This is a genomic window from Mycolicibacterium arabiense (assembly GCF_010731815.2).
Lineage (GTDB): Bacteria > Actinomycetota > Actinomycetes > Mycobacteriales > Mycobacteriaceae > Mycobacterium > Mycobacterium arabiense.
On record NZ_AP022593.1, the window covers coordinates 1509551 to 1534306 of the forward strand.

Annotated in this window: 21 protein-coding genes; 2 read left to right on the forward strand and 19 right to left on the reverse strand. The window is 69.6% G+C overall.

What is annotated here, in order from left to right; genetic code table 11:
• From ffh to G6N61_RS09045, 19 genes are all read right to left on the reverse strand, one after another.
• A complete protein-coding gene (gene ffh, locus G6N61_RS08955) occupies positions 1–1572 on the reverse strand; it encodes a signal recognition particle protein (RefSeq protein ID WP_163918200.1) in 1572 nt (523 codons plus the stop codon).
• Positions 1573–1721: 149 nt separating this feature from the next.
• On the reverse strand, positions 1722–4235 hold the full coding sequence (locus G6N61_RS08960; RefSeq protein ID WP_163918201.1) for a [protein-PII] uridylyltransferase: 2514 nt from the start codon (positions 4233–4235) through the stop codon (positions 1722–1724).
• A 77-nt stretch (positions 4236–4312) separates the two neighbouring features.
• Positions 4313–4651, reverse strand: coding sequence for a P-II family nitrogen regulator (locus G6N61_RS08965; RefSeq protein WP_163798060.1), 339 nt, complete (start codon positions 4649–4651; stop codon positions 4313–4315).
• Between the two features lie 51 nt (positions 4652–4702).
• Positions 4703–6070 (reverse strand): ammonium transporter, encoded by a 1368-nt coding sequence (locus G6N61_RS08970; RefSeq protein WP_163918202.1) that lies wholly within the window; start codon positions 6068–6070, stop codon positions 4703–4705.
• Between the two features lie 179 nt (positions 6071–6249).
• A complete protein-coding gene (ftsY, locus tag G6N61_RS08975; protein WP_163918203.1) occupies positions 6250–7653 on the reverse strand; it encodes a signal recognition particle-docking protein FtsY in 1404 nt (467 codons plus the stop codon).
• A 57-nt stretch (positions 7654–7710) separates the two neighbouring features.
• Entirely contained in the window at positions 7711–11340 is a 3630-nt protein-coding gene (gene smc, locus G6N61_RS08980; protein ID WP_163918204.1) for a chromosome segregation protein SMC, read from the reverse strand.
• 61 nt (positions 11341–11401) lie between these two features.
• Entirely contained in the window at positions 11402–11698 is a 297-nt protein-coding gene (locus G6N61_RS08985; RefSeq protein WP_163918205.1) for an acylphosphatase, read from the reverse strand.
• Positions 11682–12098: an OsmC family protein gene (locus tag G6N61_RS08990; protein WP_163918206.1), complete on the reverse strand. Its 417-nt coding sequence runs from the start codon at positions 12096–12098 to the stop codon at positions 11682–11684. Before G6N61_RS08990 ends, G6N61_RS08985 begins: the two co-directional genes overlap by 17 nt.
• Before the next feature lie 106 nt (positions 12099–12204).
• Entirely contained in the window at positions 12205–13077 is an 873-nt protein-coding gene (gene mutM / locus G6N61_RS08995) for a bifunctional DNA-formamidopyrimidine glycosylase/DNA-(apurinic or apyrimidinic site) lyase (protein ID WP_163918207.1), read from the reverse strand.
• On the reverse strand, positions 13070–13804 hold the full coding sequence (gene rnc / locus G6N61_RS09000; RefSeq protein WP_163918208.1) for a ribonuclease III: 735 nt from the start codon (positions 13802–13804) through the stop codon (positions 13070–13072). Before rnc ends, mutM begins: the two co-directional genes overlap by 8 nt.
• A complete protein-coding gene (locus G6N61_RS09005; protein WP_163918209.1) occupies positions 13801–14400 on the reverse strand; it encodes a YceD family protein in 600 nt (199 codons plus the stop codon). Before G6N61_RS09005 ends, rnc begins: the two co-directional genes overlap by 4 nt.
• A 51-nt stretch (positions 14401–14451) precedes the next feature.
• Complete coding sequence (gene sepIVA, locus G6N61_RS09010; RefSeq protein ID WP_163918210.1) at positions 14452–15189, reverse strand: cell division protein SepIVA; 738 nt, start codon at positions 15187–15189, stop codon at positions 14452–14454.
• A gap of 106 nt (positions 15190–15295) precedes the next feature.
• Entirely contained in the window at positions 15296–15862 is a 567-nt protein-coding gene (locus G6N61_RS09015; protein WP_163918211.1) for a hemerythrin domain-containing protein, read from the reverse strand.
• An 84-nt stretch (positions 15863–15946) separates the two neighbouring features.
• The gene (gene coaD, locus G6N61_RS09020; RefSeq protein ID WP_163918212.1) at positions 15947–16423 is read right to left on the reverse strand and encodes a pantetheine-phosphate adenylyltransferase; all 477 of its coding nucleotides are present in this window, start codon (positions 16421–16423) and stop codon (positions 15947–15949) included.
• An 11-nt stretch (positions 16424–16434) separates the two neighbouring features.
• The gene (rsmD, locus tag G6N61_RS09025) at positions 16435–17001 is read right to left on the reverse strand and encodes a 16S rRNA (guanine(966)-N(2))-methyltransferase RsmD (RefSeq protein WP_163924703.1); all 567 of its coding nucleotides are present in this window, start codon (positions 16999–17001) and stop codon (positions 16435–16437) included.
• A complete protein-coding gene (locus G6N61_RS09030; protein WP_163918213.1) occupies positions 16998–20381 on the reverse strand; it encodes a pyruvate carboxylase in 3384 nt (1127 codons plus the stop codon). The genes rsmD and G6N61_RS09030 overlap by 4 nt, the downstream gene beginning before the upstream one ends.
• A gap of 35 nt (positions 20382–20416) precedes the next feature.
• Positions 20417–21046, reverse strand: coding sequence for a vitamin K epoxide reductase family protein (locus G6N61_RS09035; protein ID WP_163918214.1), 630 nt, complete (start codon positions 21044–21046; stop codon positions 20417–20419).
• Positions 21043–21840 (reverse strand): DsbA family protein, encoded by a 798-nt coding sequence (locus G6N61_RS09040; protein WP_163918215.1) that lies wholly within the window; start codon positions 21838–21840, stop codon positions 21043–21045. The genes G6N61_RS09035 and G6N61_RS09040 overlap by 4 nt, the downstream gene beginning before the upstream one ends.
• A 56-nt stretch (positions 21841–21896) precedes the next feature.
• The gene (locus G6N61_RS09045) at positions 21897–23048 is read right to left on the reverse strand and encodes an alpha/beta hydrolase (RefSeq protein ID WP_163918216.1); all 1152 of its coding nucleotides are present in this window, start codon (positions 23046–23048) and stop codon (positions 21897–21899) included.
• Between G6N61_RS09045 and G6N61_RS09050 the strand changes: the two genes are divergently transcribed.
• Together G6N61_RS09050 and G6N61_RS09055 are read left to right on the forward strand one after the other, a co-directional pair.
• Complete coding sequence (locus G6N61_RS09050) at positions 23047–23886, forward strand: aldo/keto reductase (RefSeq protein WP_163918217.1); 840 nt, start codon at positions 23047–23049, stop codon at positions 23884–23886. The genes G6N61_RS09045 and G6N61_RS09050 overlap by 2 nt on opposite strands.
• A 7-nt stretch (positions 23887–23893) precedes the next feature.
• A complete protein-coding gene (locus tag G6N61_RS09055; RefSeq protein WP_163918218.1) occupies positions 23894–24730 on the forward strand; it encodes an aldo/keto reductase in 837 nt (278 codons plus the stop codon).
• Positions 24731–24756: the final 26 nt, after the last annotated feature.

Sequence of the window (24756 nt, forward strand, 5' to 3'; positions counted from 1 at the left end):
CTACTTCTGGCCGGGGAACTTCAGCTTCGACAGGTCGAAGTCCGCCAGCCCCGGCGGCAACTCGTCGAGACCCTTGGGCATCTTCGACAGGTCGGGGAAGCCGGCAGGCAGGCCACCGGCACCCAACGGGCTCTGGACCTTCGGCGGCGTCGGCCCCCGGTTGCCCTTCTTCTTGCCCGCCTGCTTGTTCTTGCCCTTGGCGGCCTTGCGTGTCGATCCCTTGCGGCCGAACGGCATACCCATCTGCCCGGCCATCTGGGACATCATCTTGCGCGCCTCGAAGAAGCGGTCGACGAGCTGGTTCACCTCGGCCACCGTGACGCCGGAGCCGTTGGCGATGCGCAGCCGCCGGGAGGCGTTGATGATCTTCGGGTCGGCGCGTTCCTGCGGCGTCATGCCGCGGATGATGGCCTGCACGCGGTCGAGCTGGCTGTCGTCGACGGCGGCGAGCGCGTCCTTCATCTGGCCCGCGCCGGGCAGCATCCCCAGCAGGTTGCCGATCGGACCCATCTTGCGGATCGCCAGCATCTGCTCGAGGAAGTCCTCGAGGGTCAGCTCACCGGACCCGATCTTGGCGGCGGTGGCCTCGGCCTGTTCGGCGTCGAAGTGCTGCTCGGCCTGCTCGATGAGCGAGAGCACGTCGCCCATGCCGAGGATGCGGCTGGCCATCCGGTCGGGATGGAAGACGTCGAAGTCCTCGAGCTTCTCGCCGGTGGAGGCGAACAGGATCGGAACGCCGGTCACCTCGCGCACCGACAGCGCGGCGCCGCCGCGGGCGTCGCCGTCGAGCTTGGTCAGCACGACACCGGTGAATCCCACGCCCTCGCGGAACGCGTCGGCCGTGGTGACGGCGTCCTGACCGATCATGGCGTCGAGGACGAACAGCACCTCGTCGGGGTCGACGGCGTCGCGGATGGCCGCGGCCTGGCCCATCAGCTCCTCGTCGATGCCCAGGCGTCCCGCGGTGTCGACGATCACCACGTCGAAGTGCCTGGCCTTCGCCTCGGCCAGACCGGCGGCGGCGACCTCGACCGGGTTGCCCGCGGTCATGGTCTCGATGCCCTCGCCGCCGGGCGAGACACCCGGGTGCGGCGCGAACACCGACACGCCTGCCCGCTCGCCGACGATCTTGAGCTGGGTCACCGCGCCGGGACGCTGCAGGTCACACGCCACCAGCAGCGGGGTGTGGCCATGGCCCTTGAGCCACTTCGCGAGCTTGCCCGCCAGCGTCGTCTTACCCGAGCCCTGCAGGCCGGCCAGCATCACGACCGTGGGCGGCGTCTTGGCGAACGTCAGGTTGCGGGTCTCGCCGCCCAAGATCCCGATGAGTTCGTCGTTGACGATCTTGACGACCTGCTGGGCGGGGTTCAGCGCGCCCGAGACCTCGGCGCCCTTGGCCCGTTCCTTGACACGGTTGATGAATTCGCGGACGACGGGCAGCGAGACGTCGGCCTCGAGCAGTGCCAGTCGGATCTCGCGCGCGGTGGCGTCGATGTCGGCATCGGAGAGCCGCCCCTTGCCGCGCAGGCCTGAGAGCGCCCCGGTCAGCCGATCGGAGAGGGATTCGAACACGGGGCCAGCCTAGCGGGCCAAGGATATCGACACGGCGCAGCCGCTGGTGAAACGCACGTACGCGCCGGACCGCCGACGAAACTGCTCCCAGGGCTGTGGTTCCGGATGATCGACGACCCTCAGCGCAGTTTCGATGGATGTGTCACCGATCAACTCGCCTCGGACACCGGCTTCGCCCGCGGCGGCGTGGGAAGCACCGCGTACATCTGCTCCTCCAGCGCCCGGCGAGCGTCCTCGGCGTCCGCGCGATCCCGACGGTAGGCCTCGGGCACGACGAGCCCGAACACGTCGATCACCGACGATCCCAGCGTCGTCACCCGCGCCCAGGCGATGTCGAGCCCGTCGCGCTCGATGACGGCGGTCAGGCGGGCGAGCAGCCCGGCCCGGTCGGTGCTGCGGATCTGCACGATGAGTTTGTCGGCGGACTCCCCCTGGGCGCCGTCGACCCACAGGATCCGCGGCGGCGCGACGGCAGGATTGCCGGGCACGGCCGCCGGGATCTCGCCGGCACGCCCGGTGGTGGCGGCGAGCAGCCCCTGGGCATCGGCGTCGCGCCGCTCGAGGGTGCTGATCGCGTCGAGGTCGCCCGCGAGCGCGAGGATGAACTGCTGCCGGAGCAACTCGGCCGCGGGCGGCGACCCGAAGTGCGGTGACACCACGAAGGTGTTGATCGCGACGCCCTCGTGGCTGTTGACCGACGCCGAGTGCACGCGCAGCGAGTTGAGCGCCAGGATGCCCGCCGCCTTCGACAGCAGACCGTGCTGGTCGGGGGCGATCATCGTGACGCTGAAGACGTGCGCGTCGGTGGCGACCATGTCGACGTGCACGCCGCCGTCGGCCGCCAGGGCGAGGTGCCGCGGTTCGACCGGATCGGGCTGCGGTAGCGGCTCCCCCGTCATGACGAGGCGGCACCGACGCACCAGGTCGCCGATCAGCGACGCCTTCCAATCACCCCACACCCCGGGTCCGGTGGCCAGCGAATCGGCTTCGGCGAGAACGTGAAGCAGCTCGAGCAGCACCGTATCCCCGCCGAGCTTGTCGACGACCGCGGAGATGGTCTTCGGGTCCTGCAGGTCGCGCCGCGTCGCGGTCTCGGGCAGCAGGAGGTGGAAGCGGACCATTTTCGACAGCAGCTCCACGTCGTCGCTCCACAGGCCGAGCCGCGTGCCAATCTGGACGGCCAGGTCGGCGCCGATGACGCTGTGGTCGCCGCCGCGACCCTTGCCGATGTCGTGGCACAGCGCGCCGAGCACCAGCAGGTCCGGACGCGACACCCGCGTAGTGAATGCGCTTGCCCGCGAGACCGTTTCGACCAGATGCCGGTCCACCGTCCAGATGTGGACGACGTCGCGGGGCGGGAGGTCGCGCACCGCACCCCATTCCGGGAACAGCCTGCCCCACAGCCCCGTCCGGTCGAGGGCCTCGATCGTGGCCACCGCCGACGGACCGGCCGCCAGCATCACCAGGAGGTCCTTGAGGGCCTGGGGTGGCCACGGCGTACGCAGTTCGGGTGCGGCCTCCGACAGTCGGCTCAGCGTGGAGGCGGCCATCGGCAAGCCCGTCAGCGCCGAGGCCGCGGCCACGCGGAGGATCAGGCCGGGGTCGCGTTCCGGGCGTGCGCCCTTGGCGAGGATGACCTCGCCGTTGAACTCGATGACGCCTTCGTCGAGCGGCCTGCGGATGGGCCTGCGCAGTGCGGCGAACCCGCGGCGCGGCAGCGCGTTGGCCGCCGTCCGCAGCCCTGCGTCGACGTAGTAGCTGATGGTGCGCGCGGCGTCGGAGAGCGTGCGGGCCAGATCGAACCGGTCGCCGATGCGCAGCGCCGCGCCGATCTCGTCGGCGTATTGCGCCAGCAGCATCTCCCGTCCGCGGCCCGAGATGCGGTGCAGCTCGGTGCGGACGTTGAGCAGCGCGAGGTGCGCATCGCCGAGCGTGCCCGTCGGCGACGCGAGCAGCGTGCTCGGGTAGACGTCGGCGAGTTGCGCGATGGCAAGGGCGTTGAGCAGTTGGACGTCGCGCAGTCCCCCGCGGCCGTTCTTCAGGTCCGGCTCGGCGCGGTGCGCGATCTGGCCGCTGCGGTTCCAGCGCGCCTCGGCGTGTGCGACGAGTTCCTCGAAGCGCGGGGCTATCCCCGTGCGCCACTGCCTGCGGGCGCCGCCGACGAGCAGCGCGGACAGATCGGCGTCACCGGCGATGTGCCTGGCGTCGAGCATCGCGAGGCCGGCGGAGATGTCCTCGCCGGCAACCTGCAGCGCCTCGGGCACGGTCCGCACGCTGTGGTCGATGTGAATGTTGGCGTCCCACAGGGGATACCAGAGCAGTTCGGCGACCTGGGTGACGACGTCGCGCGGCATGTTGTCGTGCACCAGGGTCAAGTCCAGGTCGGAGTAGGGCAGGAACTCGCCGCGGCCGAGTCCGCCGGTAGCCACGATGGCGAACCCACTGGTGGGCGTGATTCCGATCTCGGCGGCCTTGGTGGTGAGCCAGAACTCGTGCAGGTCGAGCAGCGCGTTGCGTAGCGCACCCGAATCCAGTTGCCGGGCACCGCCGCTCAGGAGCTGTGCGGCGGCCTTGGCCAGATCGGTGGCCGGACGCGAAGATCCCGCCGGCGGAGCCTCCCATCGAGAGGCTCCGGCGGCGGGATCTGGTGTCTGCTTCGTCATCTCGGTCCTTCCCCGGACGTGCTGTCGTGTGTCGATGAGTGCGCGTCCGGGAGACGACGCGTCAGATCACGGTCGCATCAAATGGCGTCGGTTCCCCGCTCACCGGTGCGTACCCGCACGACGGTGTCCACGGAACTGACCCAGACCTTCCCGTCACCGATCTTGCCGGTGCGGGCGGCCTGGACGATGACGTCCACCACCTTGTCGACGGCGGAGTCGTCCACCAGCACCTCGACCCGGACCTTCGGGACGAAGTCGACCGAGTACTCCGCGCCGCGGTAGACCTCGGTGTGGCCCTTCTGACGCCCGTAACCCTGGACCTCACTGACGGTCATGCCGAGGATGCCGGTCTGCTCGAGGCCCGTCTTGACGTCTTCGAGCGTGAACGGCTTGACGATCGCTGTGATCAGCTTCATTTAGTCGATCCCTTCCGGGTCACTTTGGGGGTCATCGTGAATACTTCCCGATCAAGCGAGTTCATACGCAGTTTCCGCATGCTCGGTCTCGTCGATGCCGGTGTCCTCGTCCTCGCGGGTGACCCGCCAGCCCAGCGGCTTGACGATGAAGGCGATGATCACGGTCATGATGCCAGTGAAGATCACGGCCACCAGTGCGATCACGATCTGCACGACCAGCTGCTTGTAGTCGCCACCGTAGAACAGGCCGGCAGGCTCCTCGGTCGAGTAGGCCAGGAAGCCGATGCCGACGGTGCCCCACAGGCCTGCGACCAGGTGGACGCCGACCACGTCGAGCGAATCGTCGTAGCCGAACTTGTATTTCAGTCCGATGGCCAATGCCGACAGCACACCGGCGACCGCACCGAGGATCAGCGAGCCGACCGGGGTGAGCGCGCCGCACGCCGGGGTGATGGCCACCAGGCCCGCGACGACACCCGAAGCGGCGCCCACGCTGGTCGCGTGTCCGTCGCGGATGCGTTCGACCACGAGCCAGGACAGCATCGCGGCGGCGGTGGCAGCGGTCGTGTTGATCCACACCTGGCCGGCGATCATGTCTGCGGCGCCCTCGGATCCGACGTTGAAGCCGAACCAGCCGAACCACAGGATGGCCGCACCGAGCATCACGAACGGGATGTTGTGCGGACGGAACGCGGTCTTGCCGAATCCGGCGCGCTTGCCCAGCAGCACGGCGAGGACGAGAGCGGCCATGCCTGCGTTGATGTGCACGACGGTGCCACCGGCGAAGTCGATGGGTGCCACGTTGGCAGCACCCTCCTCGTCGACGCCGAACAACTTCGCCGCGATGCCGCCTTCGGACGCCGACAGCAGGCCGCCGCCCCAAACCATGTGCGACAGCGGGAAGTACACCAGGGTGACCCAGATGCCGCCGAACAGCATCCACGTACCGAACTTCATGCGCTCGGCGACGGCGCCGCTGATGAGCGCGACGGTGATGACCGCGAAGGTCAACTGGAACGCCGCCCACACGATGGCGGGGACGGTGCCGAAGCCGCCGAGCACGAAGCCCGTTGCGCCGTCGGCGAGTTCCTTGGTCTCGAGCAGCTGGCTCAGGCCGAACAGCGCGAAGGGGTCGGCGATGATGCCGCCGATGTCGTTGGCGCCGGTGTGCCCGTTGGAGAAGGACATCGAGTAGCCCCACAGCACGTAGATGACGCTGACCAGGCCGAGTGAGCCGAACGACATCATCATCATGTTCAGGACGGACTTCTGGCGCGACAGGCCGCCGTAGAAGAACGCCAGGCCCGGTGTCATGAACAACACCAGTGCGGCCGAGGTGAGTACCCAGGCGGTGTCGCCGGAACTCAGCCCGTCTGGGCCGAACGGCAAGAACGCATCGTCGGGTAAGGCTAAGACCACTTTGTGTGAACCTCCTTGGGAAGTGCGCCGAGGTGAATCGGCCTCCCGATGAGAGTCGTGGTCACTGGTTTCATCCGTGGTTCACAGGCGTTTCGCACGCGTGAACGGATCGGCCCTCGGTGTTACACCTGTGTTTCCCGCTGGGATTTGCCGACGGCCGAGCGGATTCGACGTACGCGTTAGCCGAGCAGGGCGTCGACGAACGCACCCGGTTCGAACGGCGCCAGATCATCGGGCCCCTCGCCCAGTCCGACGAGTTTCACGGGCACCCCGAGTTCCTGCTGGACCCGGAACACGATGCCGCCCTTGGCGGTGCCGTCGAGCTTGGTCAGCACCACACCCGTGATCTCGACGACCTCGGCGAAGACACGCGCCTGCGGCAGCCCGTTCTGGCCGATCGTCGCGTCGAGCACCAGCAGCACCTCGTCGACGGCGGCGCGCTTGGTCACGACCCGCTTGACCTTGCCCAGTTCGTCCATCAGCCCGGTCTTGGTGTGCAGGCGGCCTGCCGTGTCGATGACGACGACGTCGGCGCCCGTCGCAATGCCCTTGTCGACGGCGTCGAAGGCGACCGATGCGGGGTCGGCACCCTCGGGGCCGCGGACCACCTCGGCGCCGACGCGGGAGGCCCAGCTCTGCAGCTGGTCGGCGGCCGCGGCGCGGAAGGTGTCCGCCGCGCCGAGCACCACGCGCCGCCCGTCGGAGACCAGCACGCGGGCGAGTTTGCCGACGGTGGTGGTCTTGCCGGTGCCGTTGACGCCGACGACCAGCAGTACCGACGGCTTGTCGTCGTGCGGCAGCGCACGGATCGAGCGGTCCATGTCCGGGTACAGCTCACCGACGAGCACCTCGCGCAGCACGGCCCTGGCGTCTGCCTCGGTGCGGACGTTGCTGCTGGCCATCTTGACGCGCAGTGCGGCGACGACGCGTTCGGTGACGACGGGACCGAGGTCGGCGATCAGCAGGACGTCTTCGATATCCTCCCACGACTGTTCGTCGAGGTCACCGCCGCCGAGCAGGCCCAGCATGCTGCGGCCCAGTGCGCCTTGGGACTTCGCGAGCCTGCCGCGCAGGCGTTCGAGCCTGCCCTCGGCCGGGGAGATCGTGTCGATCTCGGGCGCGGCCGGGGCGAGCGGCTCGTCGACGACGGGCTCGGGCTCGACCACCGGCTCGGGTGCGACGGGCGTGGCCTCGGGTTCCGGCCTGGCTGCCGGCGGCTCCGGCTCGACCTCGACGGGGTCGGGCAGCCGTACGTCGGCGATGGGCCGCTTCGGGGCGTCGCGCGGGATCGTGGCGTCGTCGCCCACCGCGGGCAGTCCGCTGGTGTCCAGCCGCCCGGGCTGCTGCTTGGGAGAGACGGGGGGTCGTTCGACGGTCGACGGTGGCGCGGCCTGGCTGAACGTGATGCCCGATGACGCCGTGTACCCGCCGGACTTGTCGAGCTGGGTGGTCGTGGCGTCGGGCGACGACAGACTGATCCGCCGGCGCCGGTATCGCACCAGCCCGACGACCAGCGCGATGATGAGCAGGATCGCGACGACCGCGATCGCGATCCAGACGCCTAGAGGCAGTATCTCGGTCACCGGGTCATTGTCTCAGGGGGCGTCGACGGCCCCGACGACCGGTGACCCGCCACCTGGTCAGTTCGGAGCCGAGACCATCGATTCGCCGCGGTCGCTGCCTTCCCTGCCGGACTGCACGTCCTGGCCGCGCAGCCGCTGCGAGATCACCTGCGTGATGCCGTCGCCCTGCATCGTGACGCCGTAGAGCGCGTCGGCGATCTCCATCGTGGCCTTCTGGTGGGTGATGACGATCAGCTGGGAACGCTCGCGCAGCTGCTCGAACAGCCCGAGCAGGCGGCGCAGGTTCACGTCGTCGAGCGCTGCCTCGACTTCGTCCATGATGTAGAACGGCGATGGCCGGGCCCGGAAGATCGCCACCAGCATCGCCACTGCCGTCAGTGACTTCTCGCCACCGGAGAGCAGCGACAGGCGCTTGACCTTCTTGCCGGGTGGCCGGGCCTCGACCTCGATGCCGGTCGTCAGCATGTCGCTCGGGTTGGTCAGCAGCAGCCTGCCCTCGCCGCCGGGGAACAACGAGGCGAACACCCCGGTGAACTCCCGCTCGACGTCGGCGTAGGCCTCGGTGAACACCTGCAGGATGCGGTCGTCGACGTCGGTGATGACGTCGAGCAGGTCCTTGCGGGCACCCTTGACGTCTTCGAGCTGGGTCGACAGGAAGTTGTACCGCTCCTCGAGCGCGGCGAATTCCTCGAGCGCCAGCGGGTTCACCCGCCCGAGTTCGGCCAGTTCGCGTTCGGCCTTCTTCGCGCGCCGCTCCTGGGTGGGCCGGTCGAACGGCATGGGCGCGGGCTCGGTCACCTGCTCGCCGCGCTCGCGGGCCTGCTCGTACTCGGCCATCTCGAGTTCGGTCGGCGGGAGCGGGACCTGGGGACCGTACTCGGCGACCAGGTCGGCGACGGCCATGCCGAACTGTTCGAGCACCTGCTGCTCGAGCTGCTCGATGCGCAGCGCCGCCTGCGCCTTGGCGAGCTCGTCGCGGTGCAGCGCGTCGGTGAGGGCGTTGAGCCGGGCGCCGAGCTCGTTGACCTCGGTGCGGGACCGCGTCAGACCCTCGCTGCTGAGCCTGCGCTCCTCGGCCAGCTCATCGCGGGTACGCGAGGCGACGGCCACGGCATCGGCGAGCCGCGCGGCGATGAGCCGTGCCGACTCCTCCACTGCCGCAGCCACTCTCGCGGCGTGCTCGCGGGCCTGCTTGGCGCGTTGCGCGCGCAACCTGGCCTCGCGTTCGGCGGCGGCGGCCCGTCGCAGCGACTCGGCGCGGCCGCGCACGGCGTTCGCGCGTTCCTCGGCGGTGCGCACGGCGAGCCTGGCCTCGACCTCGACGGCCCGTGCCATGTCCGCGGCTGCGGCCGACTCGTGCCGGTCGACGGGTTCGGCTTCCATCGTGGGCGCCTGTTGCGCGTTGTGCAGCCGGGTCTCCAGCTCGGTCAGCTCTTCGAGCGTCCGATCGCGGCCGGTCTCCAGTTCGCTGCGCTGACGGATCAGTCGCTGCCACTCCTCGTCGGCGATGCGGGCTTCCTGGCCGAGGCGGCCCAGTTGCTCGTAGACCGACGAGATCGCCGCATCGGATTCGTTGAGTGCGGCCAGTGCCTGTTCGGCGGCGTCCTGGCGGGCCTGCTGTTCGGCCTGCGCGCCTGCGAGCGCGGCGGCCAGTTCGCCCACCTGCCGCTCGGACCGTTCGAGGTCGGCCTTGGCCTTGTCGATCTCGGAGGCGATCTCGAGCGTGCTCGGCTGCCGGTCGGATCCGCCGCTGACCCAGCCCGCGCCGACGACGTCACCGTCGGCCGTCACGGCGTGCAGCCGGGGCCGTTCGGCGACGAGCTGCTGCGCGGCGGCCAGGTCCTCGACGACGACCACGTGGCCGAGCAGCGCGGAGAACGCTCCCTGCAGTCGGGGCGGCGTCTCGACGAGGTCGAGCGCCCACGTCGCATCTACGGGCAGGTCGCCGCCGCGCCCGGCGGTGGCGTCCTCGGGCCAGTCGCCCAGGACGAGCGCCGCCCGACCGCCGTCGCCGTGCTTGAGCGCGGTCACCGCCGTGCGGGCGGCGCCGAAATCGTCGGCGGCCACCGCGTCGGCGGCCGAGCCCAGGACCGCGGCGATGGCCACCTCGTAGCCGGGCCGTACCCGGACCAGTTTGGGCACCGACCCGAACAGGCCTGCGCCGTCGTGGTTCTCGCGGAGCCAGGCGGCTCCGTCGCGCCGGTTTAGGCCGACGGCGAGTGCGTCGATCCGTGCGCGCAGTGACGCGACCTGACGTTCGGCGCCGCGTTCGGCGGCCAGGAGTTCCGCGACGCGTTCGTCGGCGAGCCGCAGGGCCGCCACGGTGCGGTCGTGGTGTTCGTCGAGTCCCGCCTCGCCCGCGTCGAGTTCGCCGACGCGGCTCTGCACCGTCTCGAACGCGGCCCTGGCCGCCTCGGTGCGGTTGGCGGCGTCCTCGATGCTGGCCGTCAGCCGGGCGACGCTCTCGTCGGTCGATTCGACGCGGGTGCGCATCGTGTCGACCTGGCCCGCCAGCCGGGCCAGACCTTCGCGGCGGTCGGCCTCGGCGCGGGCCGCGGCGGTGTGCGCGCGCTCGGCTTCGGCGGCGACGCGCTCGCGTTCGGCGAGTTCCTCGCGGGCGGCCTCGAGCCGCAGCTTGCACTCCTCGAGTTCCTCGAGCAGCTCCCGCTCGTGCTCGGCGACCTCGTCGGCCTCGGCGTCCAGCGCGTCGGGGTCCGCGCCCGAGGACGTCTCGACCGCGGCCTCGAGGTGCGCGGCGCGGTCGCGGGCGATGCGCACCGTCGCGCTGACGCGCTCGGCGAGTGCGGAGAGTCGGAACCACGTCTGCTGCGCGGCCTCGGCGCGGCCGGACAGTCCGCTGACCGCCGCCTCGTGTGCTGCGAGTTCGACGGTGGCGGCCTCGAGACGGGTGGTGACGTCGTCGTGGTCGCGGCGCAGCGTCGTCTCGGCCTGGTTCGTGTTCTCGAACTCGGACTGCCGGGTGACCAGGTCGTCGGCGGCCAGGCGTAGGCGTGCGTCGCGGAGGTCGGCCTGGATGGTCTGGGCGCGGCGGGCCATCTCGGCCTGGCGGCCCAGCGGCTTGAGCTGGCGCCGCAGCTCGGTGGTCAGGTCGGTCAGCCGCGCCAAGTTCGCCGCCATCGCGTCGAGCTTGCGGACCGCCTTCTCCTTGCGCTTGCGGTGCTTGAGGACGCCCGCGGCCTCCTCGATGAACGCGCGACGATCCTCGGGGCGCGACTCGAGGATCTCCGAGAGCTTGCCCTGACCGACGATGACGTGCATCTCGCGGCCGATGCCGGAGTCGCTCAGCAGTTCCTGGACGTCCATCAGTCGGCAGCTGCTGCCGTTGATCTCGTACTCGCCCGCGCCGTCGCGGAACATCCGCCGGGTGATCGACACCTCGGCGTACTCGATCGGCAGCGCGTTGTCGGAGTTGTCGATCGTCAGCGTCACCTCGGCGCGGCCGAGCGGGGCGCGCGACGAGGTGCCCGCGAAGATGACGTCTTCCATCTTGCCGCCGCGCAGCGTCTTGGCGCCCTGCTCACCCATCACCCACGTGAGCGCGTCGACGACGTTGGACTTGCCCGAGCCGTTGGGTCCGACCACGCAGGTGATGCCGGGTTCGAAGCGCAGAGTCGTCGGCGAGGCGAAGGACTTGAAGCCCTTCAGCGTCAGACTCTTCAGATGCATGGGGTGCCACCTTACCGCCCGGTACCGTCGGCGCCGGTCGCCTTTCGGCCTACCTCACGGCCTACCTTTCGACGAAGCCGTCGAACGCCTCACCTGCGTCGGACCAGTCCTCGACTACGGTCTCGACCGTGCCGGGCGTGTCGCCGCCGCGCAGCTGGTCGAGCAGCCGCTGACACGCCTCGCGCGGGCCGCGCGCGACGACGTGGACGCGGCCGTCGGACTTGTTGGCGGCGAACCCGGTGAGCCCGAGTTCCAGCGCCCGCGACCTCGTCCACCACCGGAAGCCGACGCCCTGCACGCGACCGTGCACCCAGGCGCTCAGCCGCACCGGACCGCCGGGGTCAGGCACGCGGCTCATGGGCGACCTCGAACGTCACCTCGGTGCCGCTCTTGAGCGTGCGGCCGACGGTGCACACCTTGTCGATCGAGCGCTCGACGATGGTCTTGAGCTTGGCCACCTCGGCCTCGCTGAGACCCGACAGGTCGACCTCGAGGCGTTCCTCGAGCAGCGGGTAGCGCTCCTGATCGCGGTCGGCCGCGCCGGACACCCTGATGGTGGTCTGATAGTCGTCGCCCAGCCGGCTGCGCAACGGGTAGTCGCTGCTCAGCCCGCTGCAGGCAGCCAGCGCGATCTTCAGCAGTTCGCCCGGCGTGAAGACGCCCTCGACGTCCTCGGAGCCGATCAGCACCTCCGCCCCACGCGAACTCCGCCCGGTGTAGCGGCGCACGCCGGTGCGCTCGACCCACAGTTCGGTCATGACGGTCCTCTTCTCTCAGTTCATTCAGTTCATCCGCGAGCGTGCGTGTCTGCGGCAGACACGCCGGGTGCGAAGCGAACAACACGCACGCTCGGCGGTCTATTCGTCAAACCTTCGTTCTCGGTTGGCGCGGTCTCGGCTGGCACCGCGGACAGTAGAACGACGAGCGGTTCATGAACTTGTCCCGGCGCATCACCGCGCCGCACCGACGGCAGGGCTCGCCTTCGCGGCCGTAGGCGTCGAGCGACCTGTCGAAGTAGCCGGACTCGCCGTTGACGTTCACGTAGAGCGAGTCGAACGAGGTGCCGCCCTGGCTCAGGGCGTCGCGCATCACGTCGGCGGCGTGGTCGAGGATCTCCGCGAGCTTGGGCTTGGTCAGCGACTCGGCCAGCCGGGCGCCGTTGACCTTGGCGCGCCACAGCGATTCGTCGGCGTAGATGTTGCCGATGCCGGAGACCACCGTCTGGTCGAGCAGTTGGCGCTTGATCTCGGAGTGCTTGCCGCGCAACACCTTCACGACGGCGTCGCGGTCGAACTCGGGATCGAGCGGGTCGCGGGCGATGTGGGCGACCGGCTCGGGCAGGTCGGTGCCGTCGACGGTGACGAGGTCGGCGAGCATCCACCCGCCGAAGGTGCGCTGGTCGACGAAGCTCAGCGCGGTGCCGTCGTCGAGCAGCGCCGCGATGCGCAGGTGGTCGGTCTTCGCGATCTCGCCGAGCAGCATCTGCCCGCTCATCCCGAGATGGACCACCAGGGCCTCGTCGGAACGGTCACCGCCGAGCACCAGCCACAGGAACTTGCCGCGCCTGCCGGTTCCGACGACCTTGGCTCCGAGCAGCCGCCCGGTCAGGTCGGCACCGCCTGCCACGTGCCGTCGGACCGCACGGGGGTGGTGCACGCGCACCGCGGTGATGGTCCTGCCGGTGACGTGCGCGTCGAGCCCGCGGCGCACCACCTCGACTTCGGGAAGCTCAGGCATCGTCGGGCGACGGGGATATGCCGCCGTCGCCGGCACTTTGGGCGTCGAGCAACGTCCAGGCCTGCGCGGCCGCCTTGATCTCGGCTTCCTTCTTCGTGCTGCCGACGCCGGAACCGTATTCGTCGCCGTCGATCAACACGACGGCGGTGAACACCCGGTCGTGGTCGGGCCCGTCGAAGGTGACGACGTACTTAGGCACGCCGAGCCCGCGTGCGACGGTCAGTTCCTGCAGACTCGACTTCCACTCCAGCGCAGCGCCGAGTGACGGTGCGGTGTCGAGCAGGTCGCCGAACAGGCGGAGCACGACCTCACGCGAGGCGTCGAAGCCGTGCTGCATGTACACCGCGCCCAGCAGGGCCTCCACGCCGTCGGCCAGGATGCTGGCCTTGTCGGCGCCGCCGGTCACGACTTCGCCGCGGCCGAGCAGCAGGAACGCGCCCAGCCCCGCGTCGGCCAGACCACGGCCCACGGTCGCCAGCGCCTGGGTGTTGACGATGCTGTTGCGGAGCTTGGCGAGTTCACCCTCGGGGCTGTCCGGGTGCCGCCGGATCAGGATGTCGGCGACGAGCAGACCGAGCACGGCGTCGCCGAGGAATTCGAGCCGCTCGTTGGTCGGCAGCCCACCGTTCTCGAACGAGTAACTGCGATGGGTGAGCGCCATGGTCAGCAACTCGTCGGGCAGGTCCACTCCGAGCGCCTCGAGCAGTGGCGTCCGGTCAACCGTCACGCGCGGCCCTCCTCGGTGCGCGAGGCATCCTGATCGGTGGGCATCATCGCGGTGAGTTTGGCCCAACGCGGGTCGATCTTCTCGTGGCCGTGGCCCGGTTCGGCGTCGGCGAGCCGTACGCCGCAGTCGACGCACAGGCCGAGGCAGTCATCGGTGCACAGCGGCGAGAACGGCAACGCGAGGCCGACGGCGTCGACGATCGGCTGCTCGAGATCGACGGTGTCGTCGACGACGTGGCCGACCTCGTCGTCCTCCGTCGTCGCCTCGGTGGCGCTGTCGGGATACGCGTACAGTTCGGTGAGGTCGAACTCCACGTCCCCGGCGATCGGGGCGAGGCACCGCGCGCACTCCTCGACCGTGGGCGCCGAGACGGTGCCGGTCACCAATACTCCCTCGGACACCGATTCGAGCCTCAGGTCGAGTTCGACGGGCGCACCCTGCTCGATGCCTGCAAGCGCCACGCCGATGCGCGCCGGAGCCGCGACGGTGTCGTGAATCTCCTGCATCGACCCGGGCCTGCGGCCCAGCTGCGACACGTCGAGGACGAATGGTGACCGTGGGCCGCGATGAACTCTGTGTCCCTTGGTCCCAGCCATGTAGAGAATCCTACGACCGCAGGCTGGGAGTTCCGAACGCGCGGACCTCGATCAGCGCTGGGCGTAGTCGTGGGTGCCGGCGGCAGTGCGCAGCTGATGACGCCCCCGACCGACGGACCGCAACGTCCCGTTGAGATAGTCCTCGAACTCGGCGAGCTTGCTGTCGACGTAGATGTCGCACTCACCGCGCAACCGGTCGGCCTCGGCGTGAGCGGCGTCGACCATCCTGGTGGCCTCGAGCGTGGCCGTCTGGACGATCTCGGTCTGATGGACCAGGCGCTGCTGCTCCTTGATGCCTTCTTGCACGGCCTTCTCGTAGGCGAGGTTGCCGTTCTCGATCAGCCGGTCGCACTCGGACTTGGCGCGTCCGGTGCTGGCCTCGTACTCGCGCTTGGCGGCGGCGGAGATGCGATCGGCCTCGGCACGGGCCTCGGCGACCATCCGCTCGCTGTGCTGACGGGCCTCGGACACCATCCGGTCGGCTTGCGACTTGGCGTCGGCGAGCAGCCGGTCGGCCTCGGCGCGCGAGCTGTTCACCAGCGAGTCCGCCTCGGAGGTCGCGCTGGCGACCATGTTGTCGGCATGCTCCCTGGCCTCGCGCAGCATGCCGTCGCGGGCATCCAGGACGTCCTGTGCGTCGTCGAGTTCGCCGGGGATGGCGTCCTTGATGTCGTCGAGCAGTTCCAGGACGTCGCCGCGGGGCACCATGCAGCCTGCCGTCATCGGCACGCCTCGGGCCTCTTCCACGATCGCCCCAAGCTCGTCGAGCGCTTCGAAAACTCGGTACACGGCAACACCCTCCAGGCGTAGTTGTTGATACCAGTGTGCCTGGTGTTACGTCTGTGACTCGGCTTTGCCGACCGGTGTGTCGCCGTCGACCTCTACTAGAGCCTTACTAGCGCAGGACGGCGTCGATCGCGTCGCGGGCCCGGTCGAGCATCGCGGCGAACGGCCCGACCACGAAGTTCAGCTTCGCCGACTCCACGCCGGGGTGCGGGCGGGTCGGCGCCATGGCCTCCGCCGCGTGGACCGCCGCGAGCATGCGCTTGAGGTCGTCCGCGTCGACCTCGCGCACCAGCTTGTCGAACTCCTCGCTCTCCTCGCGCGCGGCGTGGTCGAGCACCGCACCCTGGAACAGCCGGAGGGCGTCGAGGAACTCCTTCGAGCCGACGTCCATCGACTCCAGCGCCGACAGCTGCTCCTTGGCGTCGTGCTCCTCCTTGAGGCGCGCGTCGACGATGATGTCACCGCCGTCGACCTCGCGACGGACGCGCGGGTGGATGACCATCTCCTCGGCCGTCTCGTGCACCGCGAGGAGCTGACGCAGTTCGGTGAAGGCCGTCCGCCTGGCGTCGTCGGACGACGCGGAGAAGACCTCCTCGAACATGTCCTTGATCAGATTGTGCTGGTCCTTGAGGAACCTGACGACGTCGTCGGTCGACTGAACGAATGTCTCGACCATGGCAAGGCCTCCGGGTGTGTTTCGAGCTGTGAGCGGCACCCGGGCTGTGGGCACCATCTGCGTGCTACCCGCCGACGATCCGGTTCAACCCTTGAGCTTGGCCCTCAGACGTGCGTTGACGGGCTCCGGCAGCAGGTCGGAGACGTCGCCGCCGAGGCCGGCCACCTCCTTGGCGAGCGACGACGACACGAACGAGAACTGCGGCGTGCTGGCGATGAAGAAGGTGTCGACGCCCGCGACGTGCTTGTTCATCTGCGCCATCTGCAGCTCGTATTCGAAGTCGGTGCTGCTGCGCAGACCCTTGACGATCGCGGACATGCCTCGCGCCCTTGCGAAGTCGACGACGAGCCCCTGGCCCGACTCGACCCGCAGGTTCGGCAGGTGCGCGGTCGACTCGCGGATCAGCTCGATGCGCTCGTCGGCGGTGAACATCCCCTTCTTGTTGGGGTTGACCAACACTGCGACCACGACCTCGTCGAACTGGGCGCACGCCCGCTCGAACACGTCGACGTGACCGAGGGTCACGGGGTCGAAGGAACCGGGGCATACCGCGCCACTCATGCGACGAGACGCTACGCGATCCCGTGTTCGGCGAACTCGACGCGGGTGTCGCCGTAGCGGCGGTCCCGCCCCGGCGTCCACCCGTCGGGCCAGTTCAGCGCGGGCGTCGACGCCGGACGCTCGATCACCGCCAACGCGTCCGGTGCCACCCAGCGGTTGTCGACGAGCGCGCGCAGCACGGCTTCGACCTCGGCGTTCGACACCGCGTACGGCGGGTCGGCGAACACCAGGTCCACCGGCCGGGTCGGTGCGGCGGCGAGCACCGCAGCGACGGTGCCCCGGCGCACCGTGGCGCCCTCGGCCCCCAGCTCGGCGAGGTTCGCGGCGATGGCATCACCGGCGCGGCGATCGGATTCGACGAACGTCGCGGACTCCGCGCCGCGCGACAGCGCCTCGATGCCGAGCGCGCCGGACCCGGCGTAGAGGTCGAGCACGTGTAGACCGTCGAAGTCGATCCGCGCGGCGAGCACGTTGAACAGCGACTCGCGGACGCGGTCGGTGGTGGGGCGGGTACCAGAGCGGTTCTGCGGCACGCTGATTCGTCGTCCGCCGAACGTGCCCGCGATGATGCGGGTCAGGTCACCACCACCAGCAGATCACCGCCCTCGACCTGCGCGGTGGCCGCGACGGCGACGCGCCCGACGGTGCCTGCCTTCGGTGCGGTGATCGCCGCTTCCATCTTCATGGCCTCGATGGTGGCGATCGTCTGGCCGGCATCGACGCGTTCGCCCTCGGCCACCCCAACGGTGACGACCCCGGCGAACGGGGCGGCGACGTGGTCGGGGTTGGACCGGTCGGCCTTCTCGGCGGCGGGGACGTCCGCGGCGATGGACTCGTCGCGCACCACCACCGGGCGGAGCTGACCGTTGAGCAGGCACATCACGGTGCGCATGCCGCGTTCGTCGGGATCGGAGATGGCCTCGAGCCCGATGATCAACTCGACGCCGCGTTCGAGGTAGACCCGATGCTCGTCCCCGTGGCGCAGACCGTAGAAGAACTGGTTGGCCGAGAGCCGCGACGTGTCGCCGTACTGCTCGCGGTGAGCCTCGAACTCCTTGGTGGGCCCCGGGAACAGCAGCCGGTTCAGGGTCGCCTGCCGATCGACTCCCGGCTCGGCGAGCAGCTTCTCGTCCTCTGCCGACAACTCCGTGACGGCCTTGGCCGGTGCCCTGCCCTCCAGCGCCCTGCTGCGCAGCGGTTCGGGCCATCCGCCGGGCGGGTCGCCGAGTTCGCCTCGCAGGAAACCGATCACGCTGTCCGGGATGTCGAATCGCTGTGGGTCCTCGGCGAATTCGTCGGCGCTGACACCCGCTCCGACCAGGGCCAGCGCGAGGTCGCCCACCACCTTGCTCGACGGGGTGACCTTCACCAGCCTGCCCAGGATCCGGTCGGCCCCGGCGTAGGCGTTCTCGACGTCCTCGAAGCGGTCGCCGAGGCCCAGCGCAACGGCCTGGGTGCGCAGATTGCTCAGCTGGCCACCTGGGATCTCGTGGGTGTAGACCCGCCCGGTCGGGGCGGGCAGGCCTGCCTCGAACGGCGCGTACACCTTGCGCAGCGCCTCCCAGTAGGGCTCGAGGTCGCAGACCGCGCCCAGCGACAGCCCCGAGTCGTACTCGGTGTGTGCGGTCGCCGCCACGATCGACGACAGTGCGGGCTGACTGGTGGTGCCCGCCAACGGCGCTGCCGCCCCGTCGACGGCGGACGCGCCCGCCTGCCAGGCCGCGAGATACGTCGCGAGCTGACCGCCGGGGGTGTCGTGGGTGTGCACGTGCACCGGCAGGTCGAACCGGCTGCGCAGGGCCGACACCAACGTGGCGGCGGCGGGTGGGCGTAGCAGTCCGGCCATGTCCTTGATCGCCAGGACGTGCGCGCCTGCCTCGACGATCTGGTCGGCCAGCTTCAAGTAATAGTCGAGCGTGTAGAGGGTTTCGGCGGGGTCGGACAGGTCACCGGTGTAACTCATCGCGACTTCCGCGACCGCAGTGCCGGTTTCGCGTACGGCGTCGATGGCCGGTCGCATGGAGTCGACGTTGTTGAGTGCGTCGAAGATCCGGAACACGTCGATGCCGGTGCGGGTGGCCTCGTCGACGAACGCGTGCGTCACCGACTCCGGGTACGGCGTGTAGCCGACCGTGTTGCGGCCCCGCAGCAGCATCTGCAGGCAGATGTTCGGGATTGCCTCGCGCAGTGCGGCGAGCCGCTCCCACGGATCCTCCTTGAGGAAGCGCAGTGCCACGTCGTACGTTGCGCCGCCCCAACATTCGATCGAAAGCAGCTGCGGCATCATCCGCGCCACGAACGGGGCCACCATCAGCAGGCCGTTGGAGCGGACCCGGGTGGCCAGCAGCGACTGGTGCGCGTCGCGGAAGGTGGTGTCGGTGATGCCGAGATCCGGTGTGTCCCGCATCCATTCGGCGAAGCCCCGCGGTCCCAGCTCGATGAGCCGCTGCCTGCTGCCCGGCGCGGGCGGCGCATCGAGATCGCACACCGGCAGCTTGTCGTGCGGATAGACCGTCGACGGGCGTTCGCCGTGCGGCTTGTTCACCGTCACGTCGGCCAGGAAGTTCAGGATCTTGGTGCCGCGGTCGGCAGGCGTGTGGGAGGTGAGCAGCTGCGGCCGATCGTCGATGAACGGCGTCGTGACGCGGCCGGCACGGAAGTCGGGGTCGTCGACGACGGCCATCAGGAACGGGATGTTGGTCGACACGCCGCGGACGCGGAACTCCGCCAGTGCGCGCCGGGCCCGCGCCTGGGCGGTGGTGAAATCCCTTCCGCGACAGGTCAATTTGACGAGCATGGAGTCGAAGTGGGCGCCGATCTCGGCCCCGAGGTGCGTGCCGCCGTCCAATCGGATGCCCGCGCCACCCGGGGACCGGTAGCCGGTGATGCGGCCGGTGTCGGGCCGGAAGCCGTTGGCCGGGTCCTCGGTGGTGATGCGGCACTGCATGGCCGCCCCGCGTACCCGCAGCGTGTCCTGGCTCAGACCCAGATCGGCCAAGGACTCCCCCGCGGCGATCCGCAGCTGCGAGCCGACCAGGTCGACGTCGGTGATCTCCTCGGTGACGGTGTGCTCCACCTGGATTCGCGGATTGCACTCGATGAACACGTGATTGCCGCGCTCGTCGAGCAGGAACTCGACGGTGCCCGCGCAGAAGTAGCCGATCTGACGCGCGAACGCGACGGCGTCACCACAGATCCGCTGCCGCAACTCCTCGGAGAGGTTGGGCGCGGGCGCCAATTCGATCACCTTCTGGTGGCGCCGCTGCACGCTGCAGTCGCGCTCGAACAGGTGCACCACCTCACCGCGTGCGTCGGCGAGGATCTGCACCTCGATGTGGCGGGGGTTGAGCACCGCCTGCTCCAGGTAGACCGTGGGATCGCCGAACGCCGACTCCGCCTCGCGACTGGCCGCCTCGATCGCCTCGGGCAGCGCTGCGGCTTCGGCGACACGGCGCATGCCGCGCCCGCCTCCGCCGGAGACCGCCTTGACGAACACCGGGAATTCCATGCCGGCCGCGGCGGCGACCAGCTCGTCGACCGACGCCGAGGGCTCCGAGGACGCCAGTACCGGCAGCCCCGCCTCGCGGGCAGCGGCGATGGCGCGGGCCTTGTTGCCCGTCAGTTCCAGGACGTGCGCTCCGGGTCCGACGAACGTGATGCCCGCGGCGTCGCAGGCCGCAGCCAGCTCGGGGTTCTCGGAGAGGAACCCGTAGCCCGGGTACACGGCGTCGGCGCCGGAATGCCGCGCGACGCGGATGATCTCGTCGACCGAGAGGTAGGCACGGACGGGATGGCCGACCTCGCCGATCTGGTACGACTCGTCGGCCTTGAGCCGGTGCGACGAGTTGCGGTCCTCCAGGGCGAACACCGCAACGGTCGCGATGTCCAGCTCGTAGGCAGCCCGGAACGCCCGGATCGCGATCTCACCACGGTTTGCGACCAGCAGTTTGGAAATCACGCGTAACCCTAACCCGAGGTCGCGCGCGCCTGGAATCAGATCAGCGTGGACCAGTAATTCCAGAACCGCACCAGGATCATCAGGATCAATGCGGTGAACCACAGGACGACCAGCGGCCAGCGCCACTGGTAGAGGACGCGTGCGATCGGGTTGTCTGCCAACGATCGCAGCGCGATCGGAGTCACGACCGCGAACAGCGGGATCATCACCGCCCACACCACCATGCAGTACGGGCACAGGGCACCGATGTGGTAGAGGCTCTGGATGATCAGCCAGTGCACGAACACCACGCCCAGCAGGGTGCCGACGGCCAGCCCGGCCCAATACCACTGCGGCAGCCGGACTCTCGCGAGCGAGAGGACCCCGGTGACGGTGACGACGGTGAACGCCACGATGCCGATCAGCGGGTTCGGGAAGCCGAACAGCGCCGCCTGCGGGGTGACCATCACCGAGCCGCACGACAGCACCGGGTTGATGCTGCAGGACGGCACGTAGGCCGGGTTGATCAGGATCTCGATCTTCTCGACCGTCAGCGTGAAGGCGGCGGCGAAGCCGACGACACCCGCGATGAGCAGCCAGATCGCGCTCGCGCGACCCACGCGCACCGTGTTCCCGGCCGCCGGTTCGTCGGCAACCGGGACGGCATCGGGCGCGGTGACGGTCATGGTGCTGCCGGAGCCTGGCCCGGAGCGGTCGGCGCGGGGGCGGCGGGCTGGGCGGACGCGCCGGGCAGCTCGCCGACGATCTCGGTGATCTTGGCTACGAGGGCGTCGGGCGTGGAGTACTCGTACTCCTCGCCGTTGATGCGGACCGTCGGGGTGGCGTTGATCTCGACCGCACCGGCGAGGCCCTCGGCCATCTTGGTGTAGCGGCCGCTGTTGATGCACTCCGGCACCGAGCCCGCGGCGCCGGCCTGACGTGCGGTCTCGATCAGCTGCTCGTCGGTCGGGAAGTTGGTGCCGACCTCGCTGGGCTGCTGGGCGTAGAGCGCGGCGTGGAACCGGCTGAACGCCTCCTTGTTCGGGGTCTTGTCCTCGTCGGCGACGCAGTACGCGGCGGCAGCGGCACGCGAGGAGTAGTTCTGGTTCGCCGGGCGGTCGAGGATCGCGACCATGTAGTAGTCGGTGGCGATCGCGCCGCTGGCGACCAGCGAGCTGATGGTGGGGCCGAACTGCTGCTCGAAGCGGCCGCACACCGGGCAGAGGAAGTCCTCGTAGAGACTCAGCACGGCCTTGGGCTCGGTGGTGCCCTCCTTGGTGACCACGTTCGCCGAGGCGACCCGGATCGACTTGGCGTCACCTGCGGCGGGCTTGTCCTTGGCGTTCAGCACGATCGTGAGCACGACGGCAACCGCGATGACGACCACGGTCGCGGTCAGCCCGATCTTGATCAGCATGTCGCGCCTGCGGTCCGCAGCCTTCAGGTCGTAGCTGGCGGTCTTCTTCGGTTTCGTGGCCACGAATCACAGGGTACCGGCGGCTGCGGCACACACCCACGAGGCCGCCGCGCAGGGGCTCAGCAACGGCTGAGGTGAGCCTTCAACGCCGAGACCATGTCGGCCGTGGCCACCGCACTCCCGCCGCCCAGCGGGAAGAAGTTCGCGAACGCGTGCACCACGGAGCCGTACTCGCGGTAGTCCACCGGCACGCCCGCGGCCGCCAGCGCCTCGGCGTAGTGATGACCTTCGTCGCGCAGCGGGTCGAAACCGGCGGTCAGCACCAGTGCGGGCGGCAGGCCGGTCAGGTCGTCGGCCAGCAGCGGGGAGATCAGCGGATCGGACACGTCCACCGCCGCGCCGCTGAGGTAGTTGTCCCGGAACCAGTCCATGTGCGGCTTGGTCAGGAAGAAGCCTTCGGAGAACAGCAGTTTGGAGCGGGTGTCGCCGGCGAAGTTGGTCGCCGGGTAGAGCAGCAGTTGCAGCGCGGGAAGCGGCACGCCCTGGTCGCGGTCGTCGCGGGCCAGCCTCGACACCACGGCGGCGAGGTTGCCACCGGCGCTGTCGCCGCCGACGGCGATGCGACGCGGGTCGGCGCCCAGCGCGGCGGCGTTGTCGACGGCCCACCGGTAGGCGGCGTAGCAGTCGTGGACCGCAGCGGGTGCCTTGTGTTCCGGGGCGAGCCGGTAGTCGACGGACAGGACACCGACGCCCGCGTCGCGGCTGATCAGCCGGCATAGCCCGTCGTGCGTGTCGAGGTCGCCGACGACGAACCCGCCACCGTGGAAGAACACCAGCAGCGGTGAGCCGGCGGGCAGTCCGTCGACCGGTGTGTAGTGACGGGCCCGCATCTGCCCCTCAGGTCCCGGAACGGTCAGCTCGCGGATCCCGACGGTCACGCCGGAGTCGATCTTCGCCGACAGGTTGCGCAGCTGTTCCCGGGATACGACCACGTCGTCGCTGGCCACCAGGCCGTTCACCCCCGAGGCCCGCTGCATCGCCAGCACCAGGGCCAGGGTCGGGTCGAGCGTGTTGCCGTCGATCGTCACCGCGCGGCGACCCAGCAGCTTGCGCTTGACCGGTTCCGGGATGCGCTTGACCAACGGCAGCAGCGCGCCGCTCACGGCGTTGAGCGTCGCGAGCTTGCGGCGGCTCGGCCGACCGGCACCCGGGTCGGCCACCGTGCCCACCGGAGCGGTGGGCGGGATGCCGACTGGCACACTCTTGGTCATGGCTCGCTCCTTCGATCCCTCGGTCACGCTGAACGACGGTAATTCGATCCCCGCCGTGGGGTTGGGAGTCTGGCAGACCCCGGCCGACGACACCGAGCGTGCGGTCAGTGCGGCGCTGTCGGCAGGCTACCGGCACGTCGACACCGCAGCCGCGTACGGCAACGAGGAGGGCGTCGGCCGCGCCGTCGCGGCATCGGGCCTGCAGCGCGACGACGTGTACGTCGTCACCAAGCTGTGGAACTCCGAGCAGGGGTACGACACCACGCTGCGGGCCTTCGACGCGAGCATGACCAAGCTCGGCCTCGACCGGCTCGACCTCTACCTCATCCACTGGCCCATGCCGGAGGTCAACGCCTTCGTCGACACCTTCAAGGCGTTCGCCCACCTGCGCGAGCAGGGCCGGGTCACGTCGATCGGCGTGAGCAACTTCGAGCCCGAACACCTGCGCACGCTGGTCGACGCCACGGGGATCGTTCCCGCGGTGAACCAGATCGAGCTGCACCCGCTGCTCCCCCAGCACGAACTGCGCGAGGTGCACGCCGAACTCGGCATCGCGACCGAGGCCTGGAGCCCGCTGGGCCAGGGGTCGCTGCTGAGCCACGCGACGCTGGCGGACCTCGCCGCGACACACGGCAAAACGCCTGCGCAGGTCCTGATTAGGTGGCACATCCAGCTCGGTAATATCGTCATCCCGAAATCGGTGAACCCCGAACGCATCGCGAGCAACTTCGACGTGTTCGACTTCGAGCTGAGCGAGCAGGACATGACGTCCATCGCGTCGCTCGAGGACGGCACGCGACTGGGTCCCGATCCACGCACGTTCAACTTCAAAGGGTAGGTGGAACATGGCCACGGCAGAGATTCCGAACACGAGCCTCAACGACGACAACACGATCCCGGTCCTCGGCATCGGCACCGGCGAGTTGTCAGAGGCCGAAGCCGAGCACGCCGTCTCCGCGGCGCTGGAGATCGGCGTCCGGTTGATCGACACGGCCGCCGCCTACGGCAACGAGGCAGCGGTGGGACGAGCCATCGCCGCGTCGGGCATTCCGCGGGCCGAGATCTTCGTGACCACCAAGCTGGCGACCGAGGATCAGGGCTACCAGGCCTCCCAGGACGCGCTCAAGGTCAGCCTCGAACGGCTCGGCATGGAGTACGTCGACCTGTACCTCATCCACTGGCCCGCCGGAAACCCCAGCAAGTACATCGACAGCTTCGGCGGTCTGATGAAGCAGAAGGAACTCGGCAACTCGAAGTCGATCGGCGTCGCCAACTTCACCCCCGACGACCTGACCACGATCATGGATCTCGCCTTCTTCGTGCCTGCGGTCAACCAGGTCGAACTGCACCCGCTGCTGAATCAGTCGGCGCTGCGCAGCTTCCACGCCGAGCACAACGTCCTCACCCAGGCCTACGGTCCGCTCGGGGTGGGCAAGCTACTCGACAACCCGACGGTGACGTCGGTCGCCGACGCCTACGGCAAGACCCCGGCACAGGTGCTCATCCGCTGGAACGTGCAGCTGGGCAACTCGGTGGTGTACCGCTCTTCGAAGGCCGAGCGCATCGCCGAGAACCTCGACGTGTTCGACTTCGAACTGGCCACCGAGCACCTCGACGCACTCAACGCGCTCGACGACGGCACCCGGTTCCGGCCCGATCCGGAGACCTACACCGGTTCCTGACCTCGGCTCGGCCGCGGCGGTGAGCC

What these genes read in the sequence shown, in the direction of transcription:
- G6N61_RS09055 (WP_163918218.1), top strand. Translation starts at nt 23,894, where the DNA reads ATGGCCACGGCAGAGATTCCGAACACGAGCCTCAACGACGACAACACG.
- G6N61_RS08965 (WP_163798060.1), bottom strand. Translation starts at nt 4,651, where the DNA reads ATGAAGCTGATCACAGCGATCGTCAAGCCGTTCACGCTCGAAGACGTC.
- G6N61_RS09005 (WP_163918209.1), bottom strand. Translation starts at nt 14,400, where the DNA reads ATGGCTGGGACCAAGGGACACAGAGTTCATCGCGGCCCACGGTCACCA.
- G6N61_RS09050 (WP_163918217.1), top strand. Translation starts at nt 23,047, where the DNA reads ATGGCTCGCTCCTTCGATCCCTCGGTCACGCTGAACGACGGTAATTCG.
- coaD (WP_163918212.1), bottom strand. Translation starts at nt 16,423, where the DNA reads ATGAGTGGCGCGGTATGCCCCGGTTCCTTCGACCCCGTGACCCTCGGT.
- G6N61_RS09035 (WP_163918214.1), bottom strand. Translation starts at nt 21,046, where the DNA reads ATGACCGTCACCGCGCCCGATGCCGTCCCGGTTGCCGACGAACCGGCG.
- smc (WP_163918204.1), bottom strand. Translation starts at nt 11,340, where the DNA reads ATGCATCTGAAGAGTCTGACGCTGAAGGGCTTCAAGTCCTTCGCCTCG.
- mutM (WP_163918207.1), bottom strand. Translation starts at nt 13,077, where the DNA reads ATGCCTGAGCTTCCCGAAGTCGAGGTGGTGCGCCGCGGGCTCGACGCG.
- G6N61_RS09045 (WP_163918216.1), bottom strand. Translation starts at nt 23,048, where the DNA reads ATGACCAAGAGTGTGCCAGTCGGCATCCCGCCCACCGCTCCGGTGGGC.
- G6N61_RS09015 (WP_163918211.1), bottom strand. Translation starts at nt 15,862, where the DNA reads ATGGTCGAGACATTCGTTCAGTCGACCGACGACGTCGTCAGGTTCCTC.
- G6N61_RS08985 (WP_163918205.1), bottom strand. Translation starts at nt 11,698, where the DNA reads ATGAGCCGCGTGCCTGACCCCGGCGGTCCGGTGCGGCTGAGCGCCTGG.
- G6N61_RS08960 (WP_163918201.1), bottom strand. Translation starts at nt 4,235, where the DNA reads ATGACGAAGCAGACACCAGATCCCGCCGCCGGAGCCTCTCGATGGGAG.
- G6N61_RS08990 (WP_163918206.1), bottom strand. Translation starts at nt 12,098, where the DNA reads ATGACCGAACTGTGGGTCGAGCGCACCGGCGTGCGCCGCTACACCGGG.